Raw genomic sequence first — 16,369 nt, 5'->3', positions numbered from 1 at the left:
TACGTCACAGCAGGTCCTCGTCGGTCACGGCGTCGGGCCGGTCGGCGAACTGGTCGGCGGGCCGGGAGCCGGGCGGGCCGCCGTGCGTCCACGGGGTCTGTTCCGGGTCCGGGAGCCGGGGGCCGCCGCGCGCGTCGTGCTCGAAGAGCGTCCAGCAGACCCGCTCGCCCTTCTCCGGCACCGAGCCCGGTTCCGGGTCCTTGCCGCGGCCCATCTTGTCCAGCAGCCGCAGCACGATCTGCCCGTCGGCCTCGCGGCGCACGAACCGCGCCGACTGCGGGCGCCCCTCCAGCGAGCGGTACACCTTCGCGCCGTCCCCGTCCGCGAGCTGCGGCCGGTCCTCCGTCGCCACCGTCACCAGCGGGCGGGGGCTGGGCCGCTTCGTCTCCGTCCACTCCATCACCACCGCGGTGACCTCACCGGCGAACGCCTCGCCCACGAGCCGCCGCCCGGCCATCACCAGGGGGTCGTCCAGGGCCTCCTGGGCGTCGAGCCGCACCTGCTCGGTCTCCCGCGTGGCCAGCTTCTGGGCGGCCGTCACCGCGTCGTCACGGCGCGGCTGCGGGGGCTCGCCCGCCCGGACCCGGTCCCGGTGGCCGGTGTACGACCAGCGGTCGCGGGTCCAGCGCTCCTCGGTCCGCGCCCCGGCCGGCAGCGCGCGCAGCAGTTCCAGGGAGCGCCACACCGCCTCCCAGGTGGGCCACAGCTGCGCGGCCACGAGCACCCGCACCTCGTCCTCCGCGCGGGCCAGGGCCCGCGCGTCCCGGGGCTCCGCCGCGCGCGCCGCGTCGTAGCGGGCCATGGCCGGGGCCAGCAGCCGGTTGTCGAAGGCCGGGTCGGTGGCGGGGCCCGCGGGCGGGACGAGCAACTGCCCCTGCGCGTCCCGGTCCAGCTCGGCCCGGAGCGCGGCCCGCGCGCCCGACTCCCCGGCCGGCGGGGCTATCCAGGCGAGCAGCGCGCCCAGGTGCTGGTCCTCCAGATCGCTCTGGCCGCTGGCCCAGTGCCGGCCGAGCAGTTCCGTCGCCGACAGCAGCAGCGAGGAGCCGGGGACCCGGGAGCGCTCGCCGAGGTGGGTGAACCAGCGGCCCAGCAGCGGCACCCGGGCGGGGGCCGGGTACGGGTTCTCCGGGTCCTCCTCGGCGGTGCGCCGGAACCGCATGGAGCGCCCCAGCAGGCGCAGGTACTCGACGCCCGCCCGGCTCGGCACGACCAGCTGCGGCGCGTCCCGGCACAGCTCGGCCTCGACCGTGGTCCTGGCGCCCGTCCCCGGGTCGGTCCCGCCCCGCTCGACGGGCTCGACCGCGTCGGCGTACCCCTCGATGTAGGGCAGGACCTCGTCGGCCAGCGCGGCCAGGAAGCCCCAGCGCAGGTCCCGGTCGCGCGGCTGCGGCACGACCAGCAGCCGCGGCGCCCCGCGGTCGGTGCCGACCAGCGCCCCGAGCGGGGCCCCGGCCTCACCGGCCGTGGTCAGGGGGACGAGGACCAGCGGGCGCCCGCTCAGATGCCGGTGCCGGACGGTCGCCAGGGGCTGGGCCCGGCCCGCCCGGACGGCCTCCAGCCGCGCGAGGGTGTTCAGCAGGGGCATGCGAGGACCTCCACGGCCGGTTCCAGTGCCTCGGCCCGCAGCCGGGCCGCGCGGTACAGCGCGGCGGCGGTCGGATCGCCCGGACCGGCCGCCGCCGCGGGGACCGGGCCGGCTGTTGGGCCGGCCGCCGCCGCGAGGGCCGCCTCGACGGTGGCCAGTTCGCCCAGTTCGCCCCGGACGGACCGGCCCAGCGCGGTCACCTCGCCCGCTGCGCGGGCCCGGCCGCGGCAGTGGAAGGCCAGCTCGCAGGCGGCCAGGCAGTCGGGCGCGTAGGCGGCGCCCACCGCGGAGACGGCCTCGGCCAGCTCCCCGGCGGGCCGGGCGGGGTCGAAGCTGAGCCCTTCGGGGAGCGCCGCGGCCAGCTCCTCGACCCGGGTCAGCCGCTCCAGCTGGCGCCGGGTCACGGCGTGCTCCCGGCGGACGTCCACGGGCGAGGCGGTGGGCAGGTTGGAGAAGTCCTTGGGGCAGACGAGCAGGGCGGTGCGCCCGACCGAGGCGCCGTCCACCTTCGCGGCGGTCCCCTCCAGGGCCAGGACGTAGACGGCGGCCTGACGGGCGGCGGCGCCCACCTTCGCCGCGTCGGCCGCCCCGTCGATCATCGGGAACGACTTGATCTCCACGACGGTCCAGACGCCGTCGGGACGGACCACGACGGCGTCCGGCTCCAGGTAGGCGGGGGAGCCGGCCACCTCCAGGGCCAGCATCGGATGGTCCAGCAGGGTCCAGAGCCCGTGCTCCCGCCCGGCGGCGGTGGCCTCGCGCAGCGCGAGCGCGGTGCGGGCGGCCCGGCCCTCGGGCCCGGCGGCGGTGAGGTCGGGGAGGCGGGCGTCCGGCCCGGGGGGCCCGGACCCGGCGCCGAGGTGCTCGTGGACCAGCCGCAGCAGCTCGGCCCCGCCGTCGGCCTTGACCTTGGCCTCGAAGGCGTTGCCGCGCACGATGGCGAACTGTGACTGGCCGAAGGCCGCGGGCGAACCGAGGGCGGCGGCGAGCGCGGTCTTGTCCACCCCCGCGCCGTCGAGCAGGGCGCGTCTGCCGCAGCCGGGGTTGGCGGCGAGGGCCGCCAGCGCCCGTGCGTCGAGCGGACGGGGCGGCACGGCGGGGCCGCGCAGGTCGGCGAGGCGCCGCCGCAGGGTCGTCGGCTGCGGAGCGCTCTGCGGGGGGCCGCTGGGCGGGTAGGAGCTCACTCGCCGAAGTGTCCCACCCGCCACTGACAATCGGGGACTTACCGTGGAAACCGGCCGCATACGGCAGCGGTCGGGCCGGGGCCCGGCGGCCGTCCGCCCCGCCCCGTCCGCTGCCCGCGCCCCACCCGGGGCGCCGCCTCGGGCCCACCCCGGGCGCCGCTGCGGCCCGGCGTTCCGTCCGGCGTTCCGTCCTCCGTCGAGCGGGGTGCTGCCGACACCTCGTACGGTCCGAGGTGCGCGTGGGGCGGGTGAGGTTGTCCGGGGTTCCTGTGATGGATGATGGACGGACGAGAGAATCGTCGTAAAAGCGCGCAAAACCTTACGGACCAGGAGAATCACATGGCCCCCCGCATCCTGCTGGCCCGCCACGGCCAGACGGCGTGGTCCCGGCTCGGGAAACACACCGGCCGCACCGACGTGCCCCTGCTGGAGGAAGGCAGGCAGGGCGCGAAGCTGCTGGGGGAGCGGCTGGCCCGTGACCCCTGGGGCGCACTGCCCGGCACGGAGGTCCGCACCAGCCCGCTGGTCCGCGCGAGCGAGAGCTGCGACCTGGCGGGGTTCGGGGTCCGGGCGCAGCCGTGGGACGCGCTGCTGGAGTGGGACTACGGCGACTACGAGGGCATGACCCCGGCCGAGATCCAGGCGGTCCGCCCCGGCTGGCTGATCTGGCGCGACGGGGTCCCGGGCGGCGAGTCCGTCGCCGACGTCGCGGCGCGCGCGGACGAGGTGGTCGCCTGGGCCCGCTCGGCCGAGCGGGACGTCCTGGTCTTCGCCCACGGCCACATCCTGCGCACCCTGGCCGCCCGCTGGCTCGGCTTCGAGGCGTCCTTCGGGGCCCGCATCCGCCTGGAGCCCACCTCCCTCTCGGTCCTCGGCTGGGCCTACGGGGCCCCCGCGCTGGAGCGCTGGAACGACACCGGGCACCTGGACACCTGAGGGCGGGACCGGCCACCCGGCACCCGGCCGGGCCCCGGCACCGGCCGGACCGGGTGGCGCACCCGTCGCGGCGGGACCGGACCGGGTGGCGGAACCCGGGCGGACCAAGCGGCGCGGCCGGTCCGGACCGAGCGGTGTGACCTGCGGGGACGGAGTGGCGGAGCCTCGCTCGACCCCAGCCCAAATCGGCCTGATGTCAGGGGAGTTGGGATGAGTCCGGCTGCGAGGATGGGGGCATGACGATTACTTCGGTAGTCCTGCGGCGGCGCGTCGCCGACCTCGGTCCGGCCCTGGACTTCTACGTCCGCCTCACCGGTCAGCCCGCCACCCGGTTCACCCTCGCCGGCCTGGACCTCGCCAGCGTCGGGCCGTTCCTTCTGTTCAGCGGGCCGGACGGGATCGCCGAGGGGTTCGCCGGGGTGGCGGCCTCGCTGACCGTGGCCGACCTGGACGCGGCGGTCACGGCCTGCGCGGCGGCCGGCGGCGAGGTGATCGACGCCCCCGCCGTCACGCCCAACGGGAAGCGGGCCGTGGTCCGCCACCCGGACGGCGCGGTGTACGAGTACCTGGGCGGCTGACCGGCCCCGGACCGGTGATGCCCCCCGCCGTCCGGGTGCCCGGACGGCGGGGGCGGATGCCCGGTCAGACGGCCGCGTGCCGGTCCAGGAAGGCGGCCACGCGCGGCGAACGCCGGTACGGGGCCAGGGTGTCCGCCGTGGTCGCGAGCATGGACCGGATGCGGGTGGACTGGATCTCCGCCAGCAGGTCCAGCACCCGCCCGCCCGCCCAGGCGGCCTCGTCGGGGGCGCCCGCGTGGGCCAGGTAACCCGCCAGCTCGGCCGTGTACAGGGCCAGGTTCCGGGCGAAGCTCGGGCCCTGGAGGTCCGCCGCGCGCCGGGCGTGCCGGGCCGCGCGCGCGTACTCCCCGAGCGCCGCCCAGCACCGGGCCTCCAGGGACTCCAGCTCGGCCTCGCCGAAGAAGGACATCCACTCGGGGTCCGACCCCGAGCCGCCCCGGGAGAACTCCGTGTGGGCGCGGGCCAGCGACTCCTCGCACGCCTTGCGGTCGTCCAGCCCCGCCCAGGCGCCCGCCTCGCGCAGGTCGAGCAGCGACAGCAGCCGGGGGGAGCCCAGCGAGCGGGCGGCGCGGCGGCCCGCCTGGGCCGCCCGTACCGCCTCGCGGGAGCGTCCGCCGTCCAGGGCCAGGAAGGCCATGTTGCTGAAGGCGTGTGCCTCCAGGCCCGCGTCCCCCGAGACCCGGGCCGTCGCCAGGGCCTCCGCGTAGTGCGAGCGGGCGTCGTCCAGGCGGCCGGAGTCGTGGGCCAGCCAGCCGACGGAGACGGCCAGTTCGCCCGCGCCCGCGTGCAGCCGGTCCTGGGTGGACTGCCGGGCGGCCCCGGCGTCGAGCAGCGCGTACGCGGTGCGCAGCGGTTCGGCGGCCTTGCGGTAGAGGGCGTCGGCCCCGTGCCGGTCGTCCAGCAGCCGGATCTGGCGGACCGCGTCCTCGACGGCGGCGGCCTCGGCCGCGCCGACGCGGGCGGGAATCCGGCGGCTGTCGCCGAGCAGGGTGAGCCCGATCGTCGCGGCGGCCACGGTGACGGAGCCGCCCGCCATGAACGCGCGGCGCAGCACGTCGCTCTCCCGGAAACGGGAGCCGGGGCCGGAGCCGGAGCCGGTGGTGAGGGTGGGAGTGATGTGAACAGGAGTGGTGGGAGTGGTGTGGGGGCGCTGGGTCAGGGCGGAGAAGGGGCCGCTGCGCGCCGCGCGGCCACGGACCGCCTCACGCGGAGAGAAACCCAGGTCGGCGAGGGATCGGCCGGGGAACATGTGGAGGAATACCCGTTCGTACGCGTAGTTGGGGCACCGGATCTCGCCGGATTCGACCCGGCCGATGTAACGGGCGTCGCAGGAGACGGTCTCGCCGATCTCCCTCGCCGACCGACGTACCAGGGCCGCGAATTCGGCCGGTGAGTGCTGTCCGCGCAGGTGCCGGAACGTGGAGTTGGGCGAGTGGGGGGACGCCGCCATGGACGTGGCCTCTCTGGCAAGGAACGCACCGCCGGTTCTGGGGGCCCGGCGCGCTGAACGTACCCCCAACGGCGGTGCGTTCACACCCTGTTTGGCTACAAAACGGATATCTCACCCGCGATCCGCCATGAACTGCCATCCTTTGCGGCGTCTTGGCGCCGCACCCGTTGACGTTTCCGTGCGTTGAAGGTGTGCGGAGTGGGAGGAGGCTCCCCGCTCCCGGCTCGTACGCGGATCGAGGAGGGGTTCCCTTGGTGGAGGCCGGCATGGAGAGCACTGCGACGAACACCGCGCCCGAGCCCGGTGCGACCCGGGCCCCCGCCCCGGACCTGGTGACCGTGCCCACCCGGCAGGGGCTGGAGGCGGTGGACATCATCCGCCGCGCCACCAGCCGGGCCGGCGGGGTCGGCCCCGTCCTGCACGACGGCTCCGGCGCCACCCTCGGCTTCATCGTCCCGCCCGGCACCGCCGACGGCTGGGACCTGCCGGGCAGCGCGTGCACGCGGACCGACGGGCGCGGGCTGCGCTTCGGCGACGCGGCCTCGCCCGCCGCCGAACCGGGCTGGCTGCTCCCGCCGGAGGCCGTCGGGCCGGTCACCGACCCGGAGGTGCTGCGGGCCGCGCTGGGCGAGGCGGCCCGGCTGATCGAGGCCGCGGACAACTGCCGCTGACCCCGCCACCGCCCTGGCCGGGCACAATGGGAGGGTGGCGGGCAAGGACAGAGGCAGAGGCAGACAGCGCGGACGCGGCCCCGTCGAGGCGGTGTCCGGGCCGGTCGACGGCGGTCTGGCCGAGCTGGTCCCCGACCGCGAGCGGCCGGGCGGCCGGACCCTGCTGATCGACGGGGCCCCGCAGTCCCACGTGGACCTGGACGACCCGGCCCGCCTGGACTTCGCCTACCAGCGGCGCATCGGCCACCTCATCGACCTCGCCGCCCCCGCCCGGCAGCCCCTGAACGTGGTCCACCTGGGCGGCGGCGCCTTCACCCTGGCCCGCTACACGGCCGCCTCCCGCCCCCGCTCCACCCAGCAGGTCGTGGAGATCGACGCCGCCCTCGTCGCCTTCGTACGGGAACACCTGCCGCTGGACCCGCAGGCGCGGGTCCGGGTCCGGGCGGTGGACGCGCGGGCGGGGCTGGCCAAGCTCGCGGACGGCTGGGCGGACCTGGTGATCGCCGACGTGTTCAGCGGCGCCCGGACCCCGGCCCACCTGACGAGCACCGAGTTCCTGGACGACGTACGCCGGGTCCTGGCGCCCACCGGGTGGTACGTGGCCAACCTCGCGGACGGCCCGCCCCTCACCCACCTGCGGGGCCAGATCGCGACGGCCGCGTCCCGCTTCACCGAGCTGGCGCTGGCCGCCGACCCGGTGGTGTGGCGGGGCAGGCGCTTCGGCAACGCGGTACTGGTGGCCGCCGACCGGGAGCTGCCCGTCGCCGAGTTCACCCGCCGGGTGGCGGGCGACCCGCACCCGGGGCGGGTCGAGCACGGCCGGGCCCTGGCGGACTTCGCGGGCGGCGCGGCCCCGGTCGCCGACGCCTCGGCGGTGGCCTCCCCGCAGCCGCCGCCCTCGGTCTTCCGGTAGGCCGCGCCGCGAAAGTGACGCCTGGTGCCACGAAAGCGGCGCCGTCCCGTCACGAGCCGGCGATCTCCACCCTCGGCGGGTAGCCGTACCAGGTGCAGAAGACCGATACCGCCTGGTCGTCGCGGGTGAAGGTGACCCGTATCCAGAAGTCCTGCTTCCACACCTGCATCCGCCAGCCCGCCGCCGGGGTCGCGGAGACCAGCTCCGCCGAGGAGACGCCGAGCTGGAGGACGACCCGGCCGCCGGAGACCGTGTAGGACGTCACGTCGCCCGGAGCCGCGGCGGTCGTCCGCTGCTCGGGCCGGGGCGTGGAGGGCGACGGCCGGGGCGCCGGCCGGGCCGGGGCGGGGCCGGAGGCCGGGGCCGACAGCGCGGACCGCGAGGGCGAGGGCACCGGGGAGAAGGGCTGCGCCGACGGTGCGGGCGCGGGCGCGGGCGGGGGCGGTGACGGCTGGGGCCGCGTGGCCAGCGGCACCGCGAGCGGCGGATCGTAGGCCGTGCCGGACATGACGCTGTGGACGCCCCACCACGACAGCGTCACCGCCGCCCCCGTCGCCAGCGTCCACGCCAGGGCGTGGACAAGTCCTTTTCGCATCAGGGCACATACTGCACCACCCGCCGCGGGGACGGCCCGACACGGCCACAGTCCCCCGAATGGGCTACGGTGCGGGCCATGGCAAGTGTGCTCGTGGTCGAGGACGACCAGTTCGTGCGTTCCGCCCTCATCCGGCACCTCACCGAGGCCGCGCACACCGTGCGGAGCGTCGGCACGGCCCTGGAGGCCCTGCGCGAAGTCGCCCACCACCGTTTCGACGTGGTCATCCTCGACCTCGGACTGCCCGACCTGGACGGCGCCGAGGCGCTGAAGATGCTGCGCGGCATCACCGACGTCCCCGTGATCATCGCGACCGCCCGCGACGACGAGACCGAGATCGTCCGGCTGCTCAACGACGGCGCCGACGACTACCTGACCAAGCCCTTCTCCGTGGAGCACCTCTCCGCCCGGATGGCCGCCGTCCTGCGCCGCTCCCAGGCCGCCGGGGCCGAACCGCTCTCGCGGGTGCTGCGCGTCGGCGGCCTGGCCATCGACCCGCTGCGGCGCCAGGCCGAACTGGACGGGGCCGTACTGGACCTCACCCGGCGGGAGTTCGACCTGCTGGCCTTCCTCGCCGGACGCCCCGGGGTGGTCGTGGCCCGGCGCGAACTGCTCGCCGAGGTCTGGCAGCAGGCGTACGGGGACGACCAGACGATCGACGTGCACCTGTCCTGGCTGCGCCGCAAACTCGGCGAGACCGCCGCCAGCCCCCGCTACCTGCACACGCTGCGGGGGGTCGGCGTCAAGCTGGAGCCGCCGCGGTGAGCGGCGCCCGTACGGGAGACCGGGGCGGGGCGGGGCGACGGGCATGAGGTGGGAGCTGGTCAAGGTCTGCCTCGCGGTCACGGCCATGGTGGTCGTGGCCTTCGCCGTGCCGTTCGGGCTCGTGATCCAGGAGATGGCCAGCGACCGGGCCTTCTCCAACGCCGAGCGGCAGGCCGCCAGCATCGGCCCGACCCTGTCCATCACCGCCGACCCCGCGCAGCTGCGCCGGGCGGTGGAGTCGACGCAGATGGGCGCGGCCCGGCGGATGGCCGTCCACGTGCCCGCGGTCGGCGACAGCCCGTCCGTGGACATCGGCGACGGCTGGGCGGACGCGCACGCCGTCGCGGAGACCCGGCGGATCGGGCGGGCCACGACGGTCCCGTTGGCGGGCGGCGGCTCGGCCCTGCTCCAGCCGACCGCCCTGGGGTCCGGGGACATCGCGGTGGTGGAGATCTTCGTACCGGAGAGCGAGGTCAGCAACGGCGTCGCGACCGCCTGGATGGTGCTCGCGGGCGTCGGGGCGGCGCTGATCGTGGGTTCGGTGGCGGTCGCCGACCGGCTGGGCGTCCGGCTGGTCCGGCCGGCCGAGCGGCTCGCGGACACCGCGCGCCAGCTCGGCGAGGGCCGGCTCGGGGCGCGGGTGCCGGAGCCGCAGGACGGGCCGAAGGAACTCCGCTGGGCGGCCGTCGCGTTCAACTCGATGGCCGACCAGGTGGTGGAGCTCCTCGCCAACGAACGGGAGCTGGCCGCCGACCTCTCGCACCGGCTGCGGACGCCCCTGACGGTGCTGCGGCTCAACGCGGCCTCGCTCGGGGACGGCCCGGCGGCCGAACAGACCCGGTCGGCGGTGGAGCAGCTGGAACGCGAGGTCGACACGATCATCCGTACGGCCCGTCAGCAGCGCCCGGCCCCGGCCCTGGGCGGCGCGGGCGCGGGCTGTGACGTGTCGGAGGTGATCCGCGACCGGATGGCGTTCTGGTCGGCGCTGGCGGAGGACGAGGGCCGCGAGGTCCGGCTGGCGGGGGTCGGGCGGACGGTACGGATTCCCGTGGCCCGGCCCGAGCTGGCCGCCGCCCTCGACGCCCTGCTCGGCAACGTCTTCCGGCACACCCCCGAGGGCACCCCCTTCGCGGTGGACGTCCACGACGGGCAGGACGCGGTGATCGTGCTCGTCTCGGACGCGGGCCCCGGCATCACCGACCCGGACGCCGCCCTGCGGCGCGGCAACGACGGCGGCCGGGACGGCTCGACCGGCCTCGGCCTGGACATCGCACGCCGGGTCGCGGAATCGACCGGCGGGGACGTCCGGCTGGGCCGCTCGGTGCTCGGCGGGACCGAGGTACGGGTCTGGATCGCGCTGGACGGCCGCGACCGGCCCGCCGCGGAGGGGGCCGGGGCCCGGCGCGGGCGGCGCAAGCGCCGCGGCGACCGATCCGGCCGCAGCAACTGATCTAACCGGGGTGCGGCGGGGGGCGCGCCTCGCGGGCCCGGTGTCCGGACCTCGGTACGGTCCGCCGCATGGACACCCTCATCTTCGGCGGCCTCCTCGCCACGCTCATCGCCATGTACCGGGAGTCGTCCCGGATGGTCGTGCTCGGGGCGTGGTGGGTCATGCTGATCGCCGTGATCCTGCTCATGGCGCACCACATCACCAGCGGTCTCGCCCTCACCCTGAGCTACTGACCGGTGGCCGTGATGCACAGCCTCCTGACCGGGGCGCCGCCGGAGGGCGGTCTGCTGGGGCGGGTCCAGTACTGGTTCGCGTGCTTCTTCGTCATCGGCTGGTCGGGTGTCGTCTGCGGGGGTCTCTTCTACCAGTTCGGGCTCTGGGAGCACCCGTGCCCGCTCTGCGTCGTGCAGCGGATGTTCATGCTGCTGGCGGCGGTCGGCGCGGTCCACATCATCCGCACGGCGCTGGCGGACGGCGTGGTGACGGGCCGCGACTACATGATGGGCTGGGGTCTGTCGCTGGTCGCGGTGACCGGTGGTTCCTTCGCGGCCTGGCGCCAGACGATGCTGCACATCCTGCCGGGCGACCAGGGGTACGGGAGCGAGGCGTTCGGCCTCCACCTGTACGTCTGGGCCTGGATTCTCTTCCAGGCGGCGGTGGTCGCCGTCGGCACCGCGCTGGCCTTCGCCCACACGACGGCGGACCGCGGGGTCCCGGCGACCGGCCCGGGGCCGCACCGCTCGGTGGGGCTCTTCGCCGTGTGGTTCCTGGGCCTGGTCATCGCCGTGAACCTGGTGGCCGTCTTCTTCGAGGCGGGCTTCCACTGGTTCCTGCCGGACAACCCGGTGCGGTACCAGTTCTTCCACGACATCGGGATTCTGGGCTGATCCCCACCCCGGCCGGGATGGGCGGACCGGGAAACGCGGGAGGCCCCGGCCCGCCGAAGCGGACCGGGGCCTCCCGGTTCAGGGTGAGTGACGGGACTTGAACCCGCGGCCACCTGGACCACAACCAGGTGCTCTACCAGCTGAGCTACACCCACCATGTCCGGTCGGAAAACCGACCGGCCGAAGAAAAGCGTACAGGGTCCGGAGGGGTGCTCGCTCCCTCCTTTTCCCGGGCCCGTCCCCGGAAGGTGCCGCCCGGCCCTACTCGCCGGTCACGACGTGCTTGGCGGCGATGGTCCGCGCCGTCTCCGAGTCCGGTCCGGGCTGCGGCACGAAGACCGCCTCCCGGTAGTAGCGCAGCTCGGTGATGGAGTCCTTGATGTCCGCGAGCGCCCGGTGGTTGCCGTTCTTCGGCGGGCTGTTGAAGTACGCCCGCGGGTACCAGCGGCGGGCCAGCTCCTTGACCGAGGACACGTCCACGATCCGGTAGTGCAGGTAGCCCTCCAGCGCGGCCATGTCGCGCAGCAGGAAGCCGCGGTCGGTACCGACCGAGTTCCCGCAGAGCGGAGCCTTGCGCGGCTCCTTGACATGTTCCCGTACGTACGCGAGGACCTGTGCCTCGGCGTCCGCGAGGGTGGTCCCGCCGGCCAGTTCGTCGAGCAGGCCGGAGGCGGTGTGCATCTCGCGCACCACGTCCGGCATGGTCTCCAGGGCCGCGTCCGGCGGGCGGATCACGATGTCCACGCCTTCGCCGAGCACGTTGAGCTCCGAGTCGGTGACCAGTGCGGCCACCTCGATAAGTGCGTCGTCCGTCAACGAGAGCCCGGTCATCTCGCAGTCGATCCACACCATGCGGTCGTTCATGCGTCCCACCTTATGCGGAAGGTCCCCCCTCGGTGGTGACCGGTGGGGGACCTCCGTACCGCTGTGCCCGTGGCGGGGGCCCTAGGCCCTAGGCGTGTTCCCGCAGGACGCGGCCCCCGTACAGGTCGGTGACCGTCTGGCCGGCCGCGGCCAGGGCCGCCGCCGCCCGCTGGGGCTGCGGGGTGCGCGGGTGCGGAACCGGGACCTCGGACGACTGGGAGACGTCGGCCTGCGGCCGGCGGGCCCGGTAGGCGGAGCGGTAGGCGGCCGGGGAGGACCCCAGCTGCCGCCGGAAGTGCCCGCGCAGGGCGACCGGCGAGCGGAACCCGCACCGCCCGGCGACCTCGTCGACCGAGTAGTCGGAGGTCTCCAGCAGCCGCTGTGCCTGGAGCACCCGCTGGGTGATCAGCCACTGGAGCGGCGCGCTGCCGGTCAGGGAGCGGAACCGCCGGTCGAAGGTGCGCCTGCTCATGTAGGCGCGCGCCGCCAGCGTCTCCACGTCGAACTGCTCGTGGAGGTGTTCCAGTGCCCAGGCGACGACCTCGGCCAGCGGGTCGGCGCCGATCTCTTCCGGAAGTGACCGGTCGAGATAGCGTTCCTGGCCACCGGTGCGGCGCGGCGGCACGACGAGCCGGCGGGCCAGTGCCCCGGCCGCCTCGCTGCCGTGGTCCGTGCGCACGATGTGCAGGCACAGGTCGATTCCGGCCGCGGTGCCCGCGGACGTCAGTACGTCGCCGTCGTCGACGAACAGCTCGCGCGGATCGACGTGGACGGACGGGTACCGCTTGGCCAGCGTCGGCGCGTACATCCAGTGCGTCGTCGCGGGCCGCCCGTCCAGCAGACCGGCGGCGGCGAGCACGAAGGCTCCCGTGCACAGTCCGACGATCCGGGCCCCCTCCTCGTGCGCCAGGCGCAGCGCGTCGAGCGCCTCCGGTGGCGGCGGTGAGGTGATGGAGCGCCAGGCCGGGACGACGACGGTGCCCGCTCGGGCGATCGCCTCCAGGCCGTACGGCGCGGTCAGTTCGAGTCCGCCGGTGGTCCGCAGCGGACCGTCCTCCCCGGCGCACACGAGCAGTCGATAGCGTGGAACTCCCGCGTCCTGCCGGTCGATGCCGAACACGGACAGCGGGATGGAACTCTCGAAGATCGGTCCGCCGCTGAAGAGCAGCACCGCGACGATCTCCTTGCGGCGACGCCCCGCGAGCTTCCGCCCCGCGTCCGCGACGACGGCGGTGGAATCCTGGCTCATGGCGCTAAGCCCCCCTTGGGTGTCGCGACTCCTTGGTCTGGTCGCACCTGCACGTTTCCCCTCGGCCTTGCACGTGGCTCCCCCGCCGTAAATACATGATCGAATCTACTGCGTCCCGTGGTGTCGGCGTGACAAGTTCAGCACGCACCGCTATGTCGACTTGGCAACTTGGCGAAAAGCATTCGATCAGGAAGCGTTCCGTTCCGCTACCCGAGTGGGAAGTGCGCCGACCGGCCATGGCCAGTACCCGTGGGGTGGACGGCGCCCGGAGGGGCCGTCGTCGCTGGTGGTGGCGGGGTCGGGGGGACATTCCGGCAAGGGGGGTACCCTGCCGGGAAGTTGGCTGAAAACATGCGGGTGTGGGTGTGCGAACCGGTCAGTCGTGAGAGGGGGCCGGTCCGGAGCGGTGGCAGCCGCGGTGCGTTCCGGCCCCGCAGTCCGTCGCGGGCCCGCGCGGTCCGGGCCCACGATGCCTTCCGGACCCGCCGTGCGTTCCGTCGTGCGTTCCGCCGTGCGCGTGGCGCCCCCGGGGGACGGCCCGCGCCGGCTCCCGCGCGGCGGCCCGCTGCGCCCGCTCCGCGTGGCGCAGCATCGCCCGGCACGCGGCCGTGACGGCGAGGAGGCCCAGGGTCGCGACGGCGGCCCCGCCGAAGGAGGTCCCGTAGACGACGAGGACCACCGGCACGAGCAGGCAGCTGAAGGCCGCCCAGCGCACCACGTCACCCGCGGGGTCGTCGTGGGGGCCGGTGGCGGGGCGCACGGACGGGTGAAGGGCGGAGCGGGGGGAAGGGGCGTGGCGCGGGGGCGTGCGGACGGGCCGCGCCGGTCCGTCGGGCTGGACCGGGTGAACCGGATGACCGGGCACGGCGCACTCCCCACGGGCTCTTCCTGGGCGGTCGGACCCGTGTCCAACGCCGCGCGGCGCACTCGGTCACTGCGCGTACGGGTGGCATCCGCCCGGCTCGTCACTGGCTGTAGGGACCAGCGGACATTGCCAAGGCGGCCCCGCTCCGGCATGCTCCCTGGGACGCTCTCCAGGGGCGGCAAGCCCTGCGCGCCGCGGGAGTGTCGCCGTACCCTGGTGGGTATGGGGTGGGGAAGATGCTTCCCGGACAGAACTCCGTCACACTGCGTCGCCAATATCTCCCGTTGCCTGTTGCCCGTCGTCCGTTGCCCGTCGCTTCCTCCGAGGACCTCTCGCCGAGACACCCATGGCCGGTCACGAATTCTCCGAACCCGCGGACCGCAAGCGCAAGCGCCTCGCCGACCCCGCGTCGGCCGCCGATCTGCGCGCGGTGGAACAGACACGTCACCCCTGCGACCCGGCCTTCCGGCACGGCGTCGTCGTGGGATTCGACGGCTCCACGTCGAGCGAACGCGCACTCGCCTACGCGATCGGGATGGCCCTGCGCTCCGGTTCCGGTCTGATCATCGTGCATGTGGCCAACCGGCTGCCCACCACCGTGTGGGCCGGCTGCGAGCCCCCCGTCTTCGTGGACGTCCCCGACCACCGCACCGAGGTGCTCGGGCTGGAGCTCGCCTGCGCGGACTACCTGGCGGAGGTGCCGTGGATCCTGGTCGAGCGCGGCGGGGACATCTGCCACGAGCTGGAGGAGGTCGGCCGGGAGTACTCGGCCGACGCCATCGTCGTCGGCTCCACGCACGGCATCGTCGGCCGGATCTTCGGCTCGGTCGCGGGGCGGCTGGCCAAACGCGCGCAGCGACCGGTCGTTGTCATCCCGTGACCGTTCCCGCGTCGATTGTGCGGTTGTGAACCTCTGTAAAGGGTAGATAAATGCTGCTGGCAGGCAGCATCACCACTTGCAGATCGAAGGGAGCCCGCCGTGGACAATGGCGTCTCTGCGGGAAGCACGGCCTCGACCTCGACCCTCGGGCACATCGCCCTGGGGCTCACCCTTCTCGCTTTCGGCATCGGCCACACCGGCGTCATCGCCGGCGTGACCCCGGCCGACTCCGTCTCGCTCGCCACCTATGTCGGGGGCCTCGCCCTGTTCGTCCTCGGAATCCTCGAATTCCGCGGCGGCAACGGCTTCAACGGGACCGCGTTCGCGGGCCTCGGCGCCTTCTGGTTCACCTGGGCCGCCGGGCTCACCGCCGCCGACGGAAAGGTCTCGGCGGACGCCGCCGGATCGTTCTTCGTCCTGTTCGCCCTGCTCGGGCTCACGCTCACCCTGGGCGCCTCGGGCGGACTCTTCGGCCAGGCCGTCTACGGCCTGTTCACCCTCTCCCTGGTCCTCCTCGCGGTCGCCGCCTTCAGCGGCACCGGCGGACTGGGCAAGGCCGCCGGCTGGGCGGCGGCCCTCGCCGGGCTCCTGGCCTGGTACGGGGCCACCGCGGCCCTGGCCCACTGGCCGGTGGCCCTCCCGGGCTCCTCCCGCCGCGGCGCGGTCGCCCCGGGCTGACCCGGCGGACCGCCCCGGGATTGTCCGGGTCGGCGTTCGGCACGTACGCGCCAGGGGTGCCACCGGAGGATTCCGGCGGCACCCCTGGCACGTGTGGACCCCGGCGTGTGAACCGCCGCTGTCGGGCCTTCGTCCGCTATGCGGCGGCGCCGAAGGCGGCGGCTCCGGTGTGGGGGAGCGAGGCCCAGGTGCGGGTGCCGCCGCCGGGTTCCCGGGAGGGGCCGAAGCCCCAGTCGCCTCCGCATTCACGTACGACGGCGCCGAGCAGCCGCAGCGTGGCGCGGCGGCGCGCCTCGCAGAGGCCCGCCAGGCGGGGCTGGGTGTGGACGGCGTGGGCGTCGTAGACGATCAGCCGCAGCGATGCGTCCCGGTAGCGGACGGAGAGGTAGTGGTCCTCGCCGGGGGCGACCCGCCAGGCGGCGGCGACGAGCTCACCGGTCACCTGGGCCGCCGCCTGTGCGAGCGGGTCGAGGTGATGGGCGTGCAGCGCCGCCGCGACGGCACTGCGGGCGACCGCCGCCCCGTACGCCTCCCCGGGCAGGGTGAGGCTGTAGCTCAGGGTGTGGGGCGAGGCCGGGGCGGGCCGGTCGGGCGCGAGGGGCGTCTGACAGGTGGTGAAGGTGGACATCGCTGACTCCTTGCGGGCCGGAGAGTCGTGGCCGTGCCGCTCGCGCTGCGGGTGGGCAGGGCAAGCCGGTGCGCTTCAACTCCCTTGGGTGAGCGTTGCGTTACCCACCGTAGGGCATGTTGTGGCACGGGTGCCACAGTCAGGAGGCAATTACCCCCTGTCGAGATGGACCCGTGGCATCCGGCCGGGCA

Annotated in this window: 18 protein-coding genes and 1 tRNA gene; 10 read left to right on the top strand and 9 right to left on the bottom strand. The window is 75.0% G+C overall.

Annotation, left to right across the window (positions count from 1 at the left end):
* Window positions 1-4 precede the first annotated feature (4 nt).
* The gene (locus ACIA5F_RS05275; protein WP_399349318.1) at window positions 5-1,585 is read right to left on the bottom strand and encodes a hypothetical protein; all 1,581 of its coding nucleotides are present in this window, start codon (window positions 1,583-1,585) and stop codon (window positions 5-7) included.
* Window positions 1,573-2,769: a hypothetical protein gene (locus ACIA5F_RS05270; protein WP_399349316.1), complete on the bottom strand. Its 1,197-nt coding sequence runs from the start codon at window positions 2,767-2,769 to the stop codon at window positions 1,573-1,575. Before ACIA5F_RS05270 ends, ACIA5F_RS05275 begins: the two co-directional genes overlap by 13 nt.
* Before the next feature lie 339 nt (window positions 2,770-3,108).
* Here ACIA5F_RS05270 and ACIA5F_RS05265 point away from each other — a divergent pair, with 339 nt between their 5' ends.
* Window positions 3,109-3,705 (top strand): histidine phosphatase family protein, encoded by a 597-nt coding sequence (locus ACIA5F_RS05265; protein ID WP_399349314.1) that lies wholly within the window; start codon window positions 3,109-3,111, stop codon window positions 3,703-3,705.
* 236 nt (window positions 3,706-3,941) lie between these two features.
* Window positions 3,942-4,283, top strand: a complete 342-nt coding sequence (locus ACIA5F_RS05260; protein WP_399349312.1) for a VOC family protein — start codon at window positions 3,942-3,944, stop codon at window positions 4,281-4,283.
* A gap of 64 nt (window positions 4,284-4,347) precedes the next feature.
* Here ACIA5F_RS05260 and ACIA5F_RS05255 read toward each other — a convergent pair whose 3' ends face one another.
* On the bottom strand, window positions 4,348-5,733 hold the full coding sequence (locus ACIA5F_RS05255) for a tetratricopeptide repeat protein (protein WP_399349310.1): 1,386 nt from the start codon (window positions 5,731-5,733) through the stop codon (window positions 4,348-4,350).
* Window positions 5,734-5,999: 266 nt separating this feature from the next.
* Between ACIA5F_RS05255 and ACIA5F_RS05250 the strand changes: the two genes are divergently transcribed.
* Both ACIA5F_RS05250 and ACIA5F_RS05245 read left to right on the top strand, forming a co-directional pair.
* Window positions 6,000-6,404 carry a hypothetical protein gene (locus ACIA5F_RS05250; RefSeq protein ID WP_399349308.1) on the top strand — a complete coding sequence of 135 codons (405 nt, stop codon included), beginning with the start codon at window positions 6,000-6,002 and terminating at the stop codon, window positions 6,402-6,404.
* A gap of 34 nt (window positions 6,405-6,438) precedes the next feature.
* Window positions 6,439-7,317, top strand: a complete 879-nt coding sequence (locus ACIA5F_RS05245) for a spermidine synthase (protein WP_399349306.1) — start codon at window positions 6,439-6,441, stop codon at window positions 7,315-7,317.
* A 49-nt stretch (window positions 7,318-7,366) separates the two neighbouring features.
* On the opposite strand, the gene ACIA5F_RS05240 is transcribed toward ACIA5F_RS05245, so the two are convergent.
* A complete protein-coding gene (locus ACIA5F_RS05240) occupies window positions 7,367-7,912 on the bottom strand; it encodes a hypothetical protein (protein WP_399349304.1) in 546 nt (181 codons plus the stop codon).
* Window positions 7,913-7,990: 78 nt separating this feature from the next.
* Between ACIA5F_RS05240 and ACIA5F_RS05235 the strand changes: the two genes are divergently transcribed.
* The 4 genes from ACIA5F_RS05235 (at window position 7,991) to ACIA5F_RS05220 (ending at window position 11,014) form a co-directional block, all read left to right on the top strand.
* Window positions 7,991-8,677 carry a response regulator transcription factor gene (locus tag ACIA5F_RS05235; protein ID WP_399349302.1) on the top strand — a complete coding sequence of 229 codons (687 nt, stop codon included), beginning with the start codon at window positions 7,991-7,993 and terminating at the stop codon, window positions 8,675-8,677.
* 43 nt (window positions 8,678-8,720) lie between these two features.
* Window positions 8,721-10,127 carry an ATP-binding protein gene (locus ACIA5F_RS05230; protein ID WP_399349300.1) on the top strand — a complete coding sequence of 469 codons (1,407 nt, stop codon included), beginning with the start codon at window positions 8,721-8,723 and terminating at the stop codon, window positions 10,125-10,127.
* Between the two features lie 68 nt (window positions 10,128-10,195).
* Window positions 10,196-10,360, top strand: coding sequence for a DUF5993 family protein (locus tag ACIA5F_RS05225; protein ID WP_399349298.1), 165 nt, complete (start codon window positions 10,196-10,198; stop codon window positions 10,358-10,360).
* A gap of 12 nt (window positions 10,361-10,372) precedes the next feature.
* Window positions 10,373-11,014 carry a disulfide bond formation protein B gene (locus tag ACIA5F_RS05220; protein WP_399349296.1) on the top strand — a complete coding sequence of 214 codons (642 nt, stop codon included), beginning with the start codon at window positions 10,373-10,375 and terminating at the stop codon, window positions 11,012-11,014.
* An 82-nt stretch (window positions 11,015-11,096) separates the two neighbouring features.
* On the opposite strand, the gene ACIA5F_RS05215 is transcribed toward ACIA5F_RS05220, so the two are convergent.
* The 4 genes from ACIA5F_RS05215 to ACIA5F_RS05200 form a co-directional block, all read right to left on the bottom strand.
* Window positions 11,097-11,169: transfer RNA gene (locus ACIA5F_RS05215), tRNA-His, on the bottom strand.
* Window positions 11,170-11,275: 106 nt separating this feature from the next.
* Window positions 11,276-11,878 carry an oligoribonuclease gene (gene orn, locus ACIA5F_RS05210; RefSeq protein ID WP_399349294.1) on the bottom strand — a complete coding sequence of 201 codons (603 nt, stop codon included), beginning with the start codon at window positions 11,876-11,878 and terminating at the stop codon, window positions 11,276-11,278.
* A gap of 88 nt (window positions 11,879-11,966) precedes the next feature.
* Complete coding sequence (locus tag ACIA5F_RS05205; RefSeq protein ID WP_399349292.1) at window positions 11,967-13,127, bottom strand: helix-turn-helix domain-containing protein; 1,161 nt, start codon at window positions 13,125-13,127, stop codon at window positions 11,967-11,969.
* 376 nt (window positions 13,128-13,503) lie between these two features.
* Window positions 13,504-13,887 (bottom strand): hypothetical protein, encoded by a 384-nt coding sequence (locus ACIA5F_RS05200; RefSeq protein ID WP_399349290.1) that lies wholly within the window; start codon window positions 13,885-13,887, stop codon window positions 13,504-13,506.
* Window positions 13,888-14,338: 451 nt separating this feature from the next.
* On the opposite strand from ACIA5F_RS05200, the gene ACIA5F_RS05195 reads away from it, so the two are divergent.
* Both ACIA5F_RS05195 and ACIA5F_RS05190 read left to right on the top strand, forming a co-directional pair.
* Window positions 14,339-14,872, top strand: a complete 534-nt coding sequence (locus ACIA5F_RS05195) for a universal stress protein (RefSeq protein ID WP_399349288.1) — start codon at window positions 14,339-14,341, stop codon at window positions 14,870-14,872.
* Window positions 14,873-14,971: 99 nt separating this feature from the next.
* Complete coding sequence (locus ACIA5F_RS05190; protein WP_399349286.1) at window positions 14,972-15,550, top strand: GPR1/FUN34/YaaH family transporter; 579 nt, start codon at window positions 14,972-14,974, stop codon at window positions 15,548-15,550.
* 136 nt (window positions 15,551-15,686) lie between these two features.
* Here the strand turns inward: ACIA5F_RS05190 and ACIA5F_RS05185 are convergent, their stop codons facing one another.
* Window positions 15,687-16,178 carry an ATP-binding protein gene (locus tag ACIA5F_RS05185; protein WP_399349284.1) on the bottom strand — a complete coding sequence of 164 codons (492 nt, stop codon included), beginning with the start codon at window positions 16,176-16,178 and terminating at the stop codon, window positions 15,687-15,689.
* Window positions 16,179-16,369: the final 191 nt, after the last annotated feature.

Origin of the sequence: Streptomyces sp. NPDC051567 (genome assembly GCF_044454165.1) — a bacterium.
Classification (GTDB): Bacteria; Actinomycetota; Actinomycetes; order Streptomycetales; family Streptomycetaceae; genus Streptomyces.
Note: the sequence above shows the minus strand (reverse complement) of the source record. Positions and strands in the feature narration are given on the sequence as shown.

Excerpts from the sequence above, each read along its gene's own strand:
- ACIA5F_RS05275 (WP_399349318.1), bottom strand. The coding sequence starts at position 1,585 with ATGCCCCTGCTGAACACCCTCGCGCGGCTGGAGGCCGTCCGGGCGGGC.
- ACIA5F_RS05265 (WP_399349314.1), top strand. The coding sequence starts at position 3,109 with ATGGCCCCCCGCATCCTGCTGGCCCGCCACGGCCAGACGGCGTGGTCC.
- ACIA5F_RS05260 (WP_399349312.1), top strand. The coding sequence starts at position 3,942 with ATGACGATTACTTCGGTAGTCCTGCGGCGGCGCGTCGCCGACCTCGGT.
- ACIA5F_RS05255 (WP_399349310.1), bottom strand. The coding sequence starts at position 5,733 with ATGGCGGCGTCCCCCCACTCGCCCAACTCCACGTTCCGGCACCTGCGC.
- ACIA5F_RS05250 (WP_399349308.1), top strand. The coding sequence starts at position 6,000 with ATGGAGAGCACTGCGACGAACACCGCGCCCGAGCCCGGTGCGACCCGG.
- ACIA5F_RS05240 (WP_399349304.1), bottom strand. The coding sequence starts at position 7,912 with ATGCGAAAAGGACTTGTCCACGCCCTGGCGTGGACGCTGGCGACGGGG.
- ACIA5F_RS05235 (WP_399349302.1), top strand. The coding sequence starts at position 7,991 with ATGGCAAGTGTGCTCGTGGTCGAGGACGACCAGTTCGTGCGTTCCGCC.
- ACIA5F_RS05230 (WP_399349300.1), top strand. The coding sequence starts at position 8,721 with ATGAGGTGGGAGCTGGTCAAGGTCTGCCTCGCGGTCACGGCCATGGTG.
- ACIA5F_RS05225 (WP_399349298.1), top strand. The coding sequence starts at position 10,196 with ATGGACACCCTCATCTTCGGCGGCCTCCTCGCCACGCTCATCGCCATG.
- ACIA5F_RS05220 (WP_399349296.1), top strand. The coding sequence starts at position 10,373 with ATGCACAGCCTCCTGACCGGGGCGCCGCCGGAGGGCGGTCTGCTGGGG.
- orn (WP_399349294.1), bottom strand. The coding sequence starts at position 11,878 with ATGAACGACCGCATGGTGTGGATCGACTGCGAGATGACCGGGCTCTCG.
- ACIA5F_RS05205 (WP_399349292.1), bottom strand. The coding sequence starts at position 13,127 with ATGAGCCAGGATTCCACCGCCGTCGTCGCGGACGCGGGGCGGAAGCTC.
- ACIA5F_RS05195 (WP_399349288.1), top strand. The coding sequence starts at position 14,339 with ATGGCCGGTCACGAATTCTCCGAACCCGCGGACCGCAAGCGCAAGCGC.
- ACIA5F_RS05185 (WP_399349284.1), bottom strand. The coding sequence starts at position 16,178 with ATGTCCACCTTCACCACCTGTCAGACGCCCCTCGCGCCCGACCGGCCC.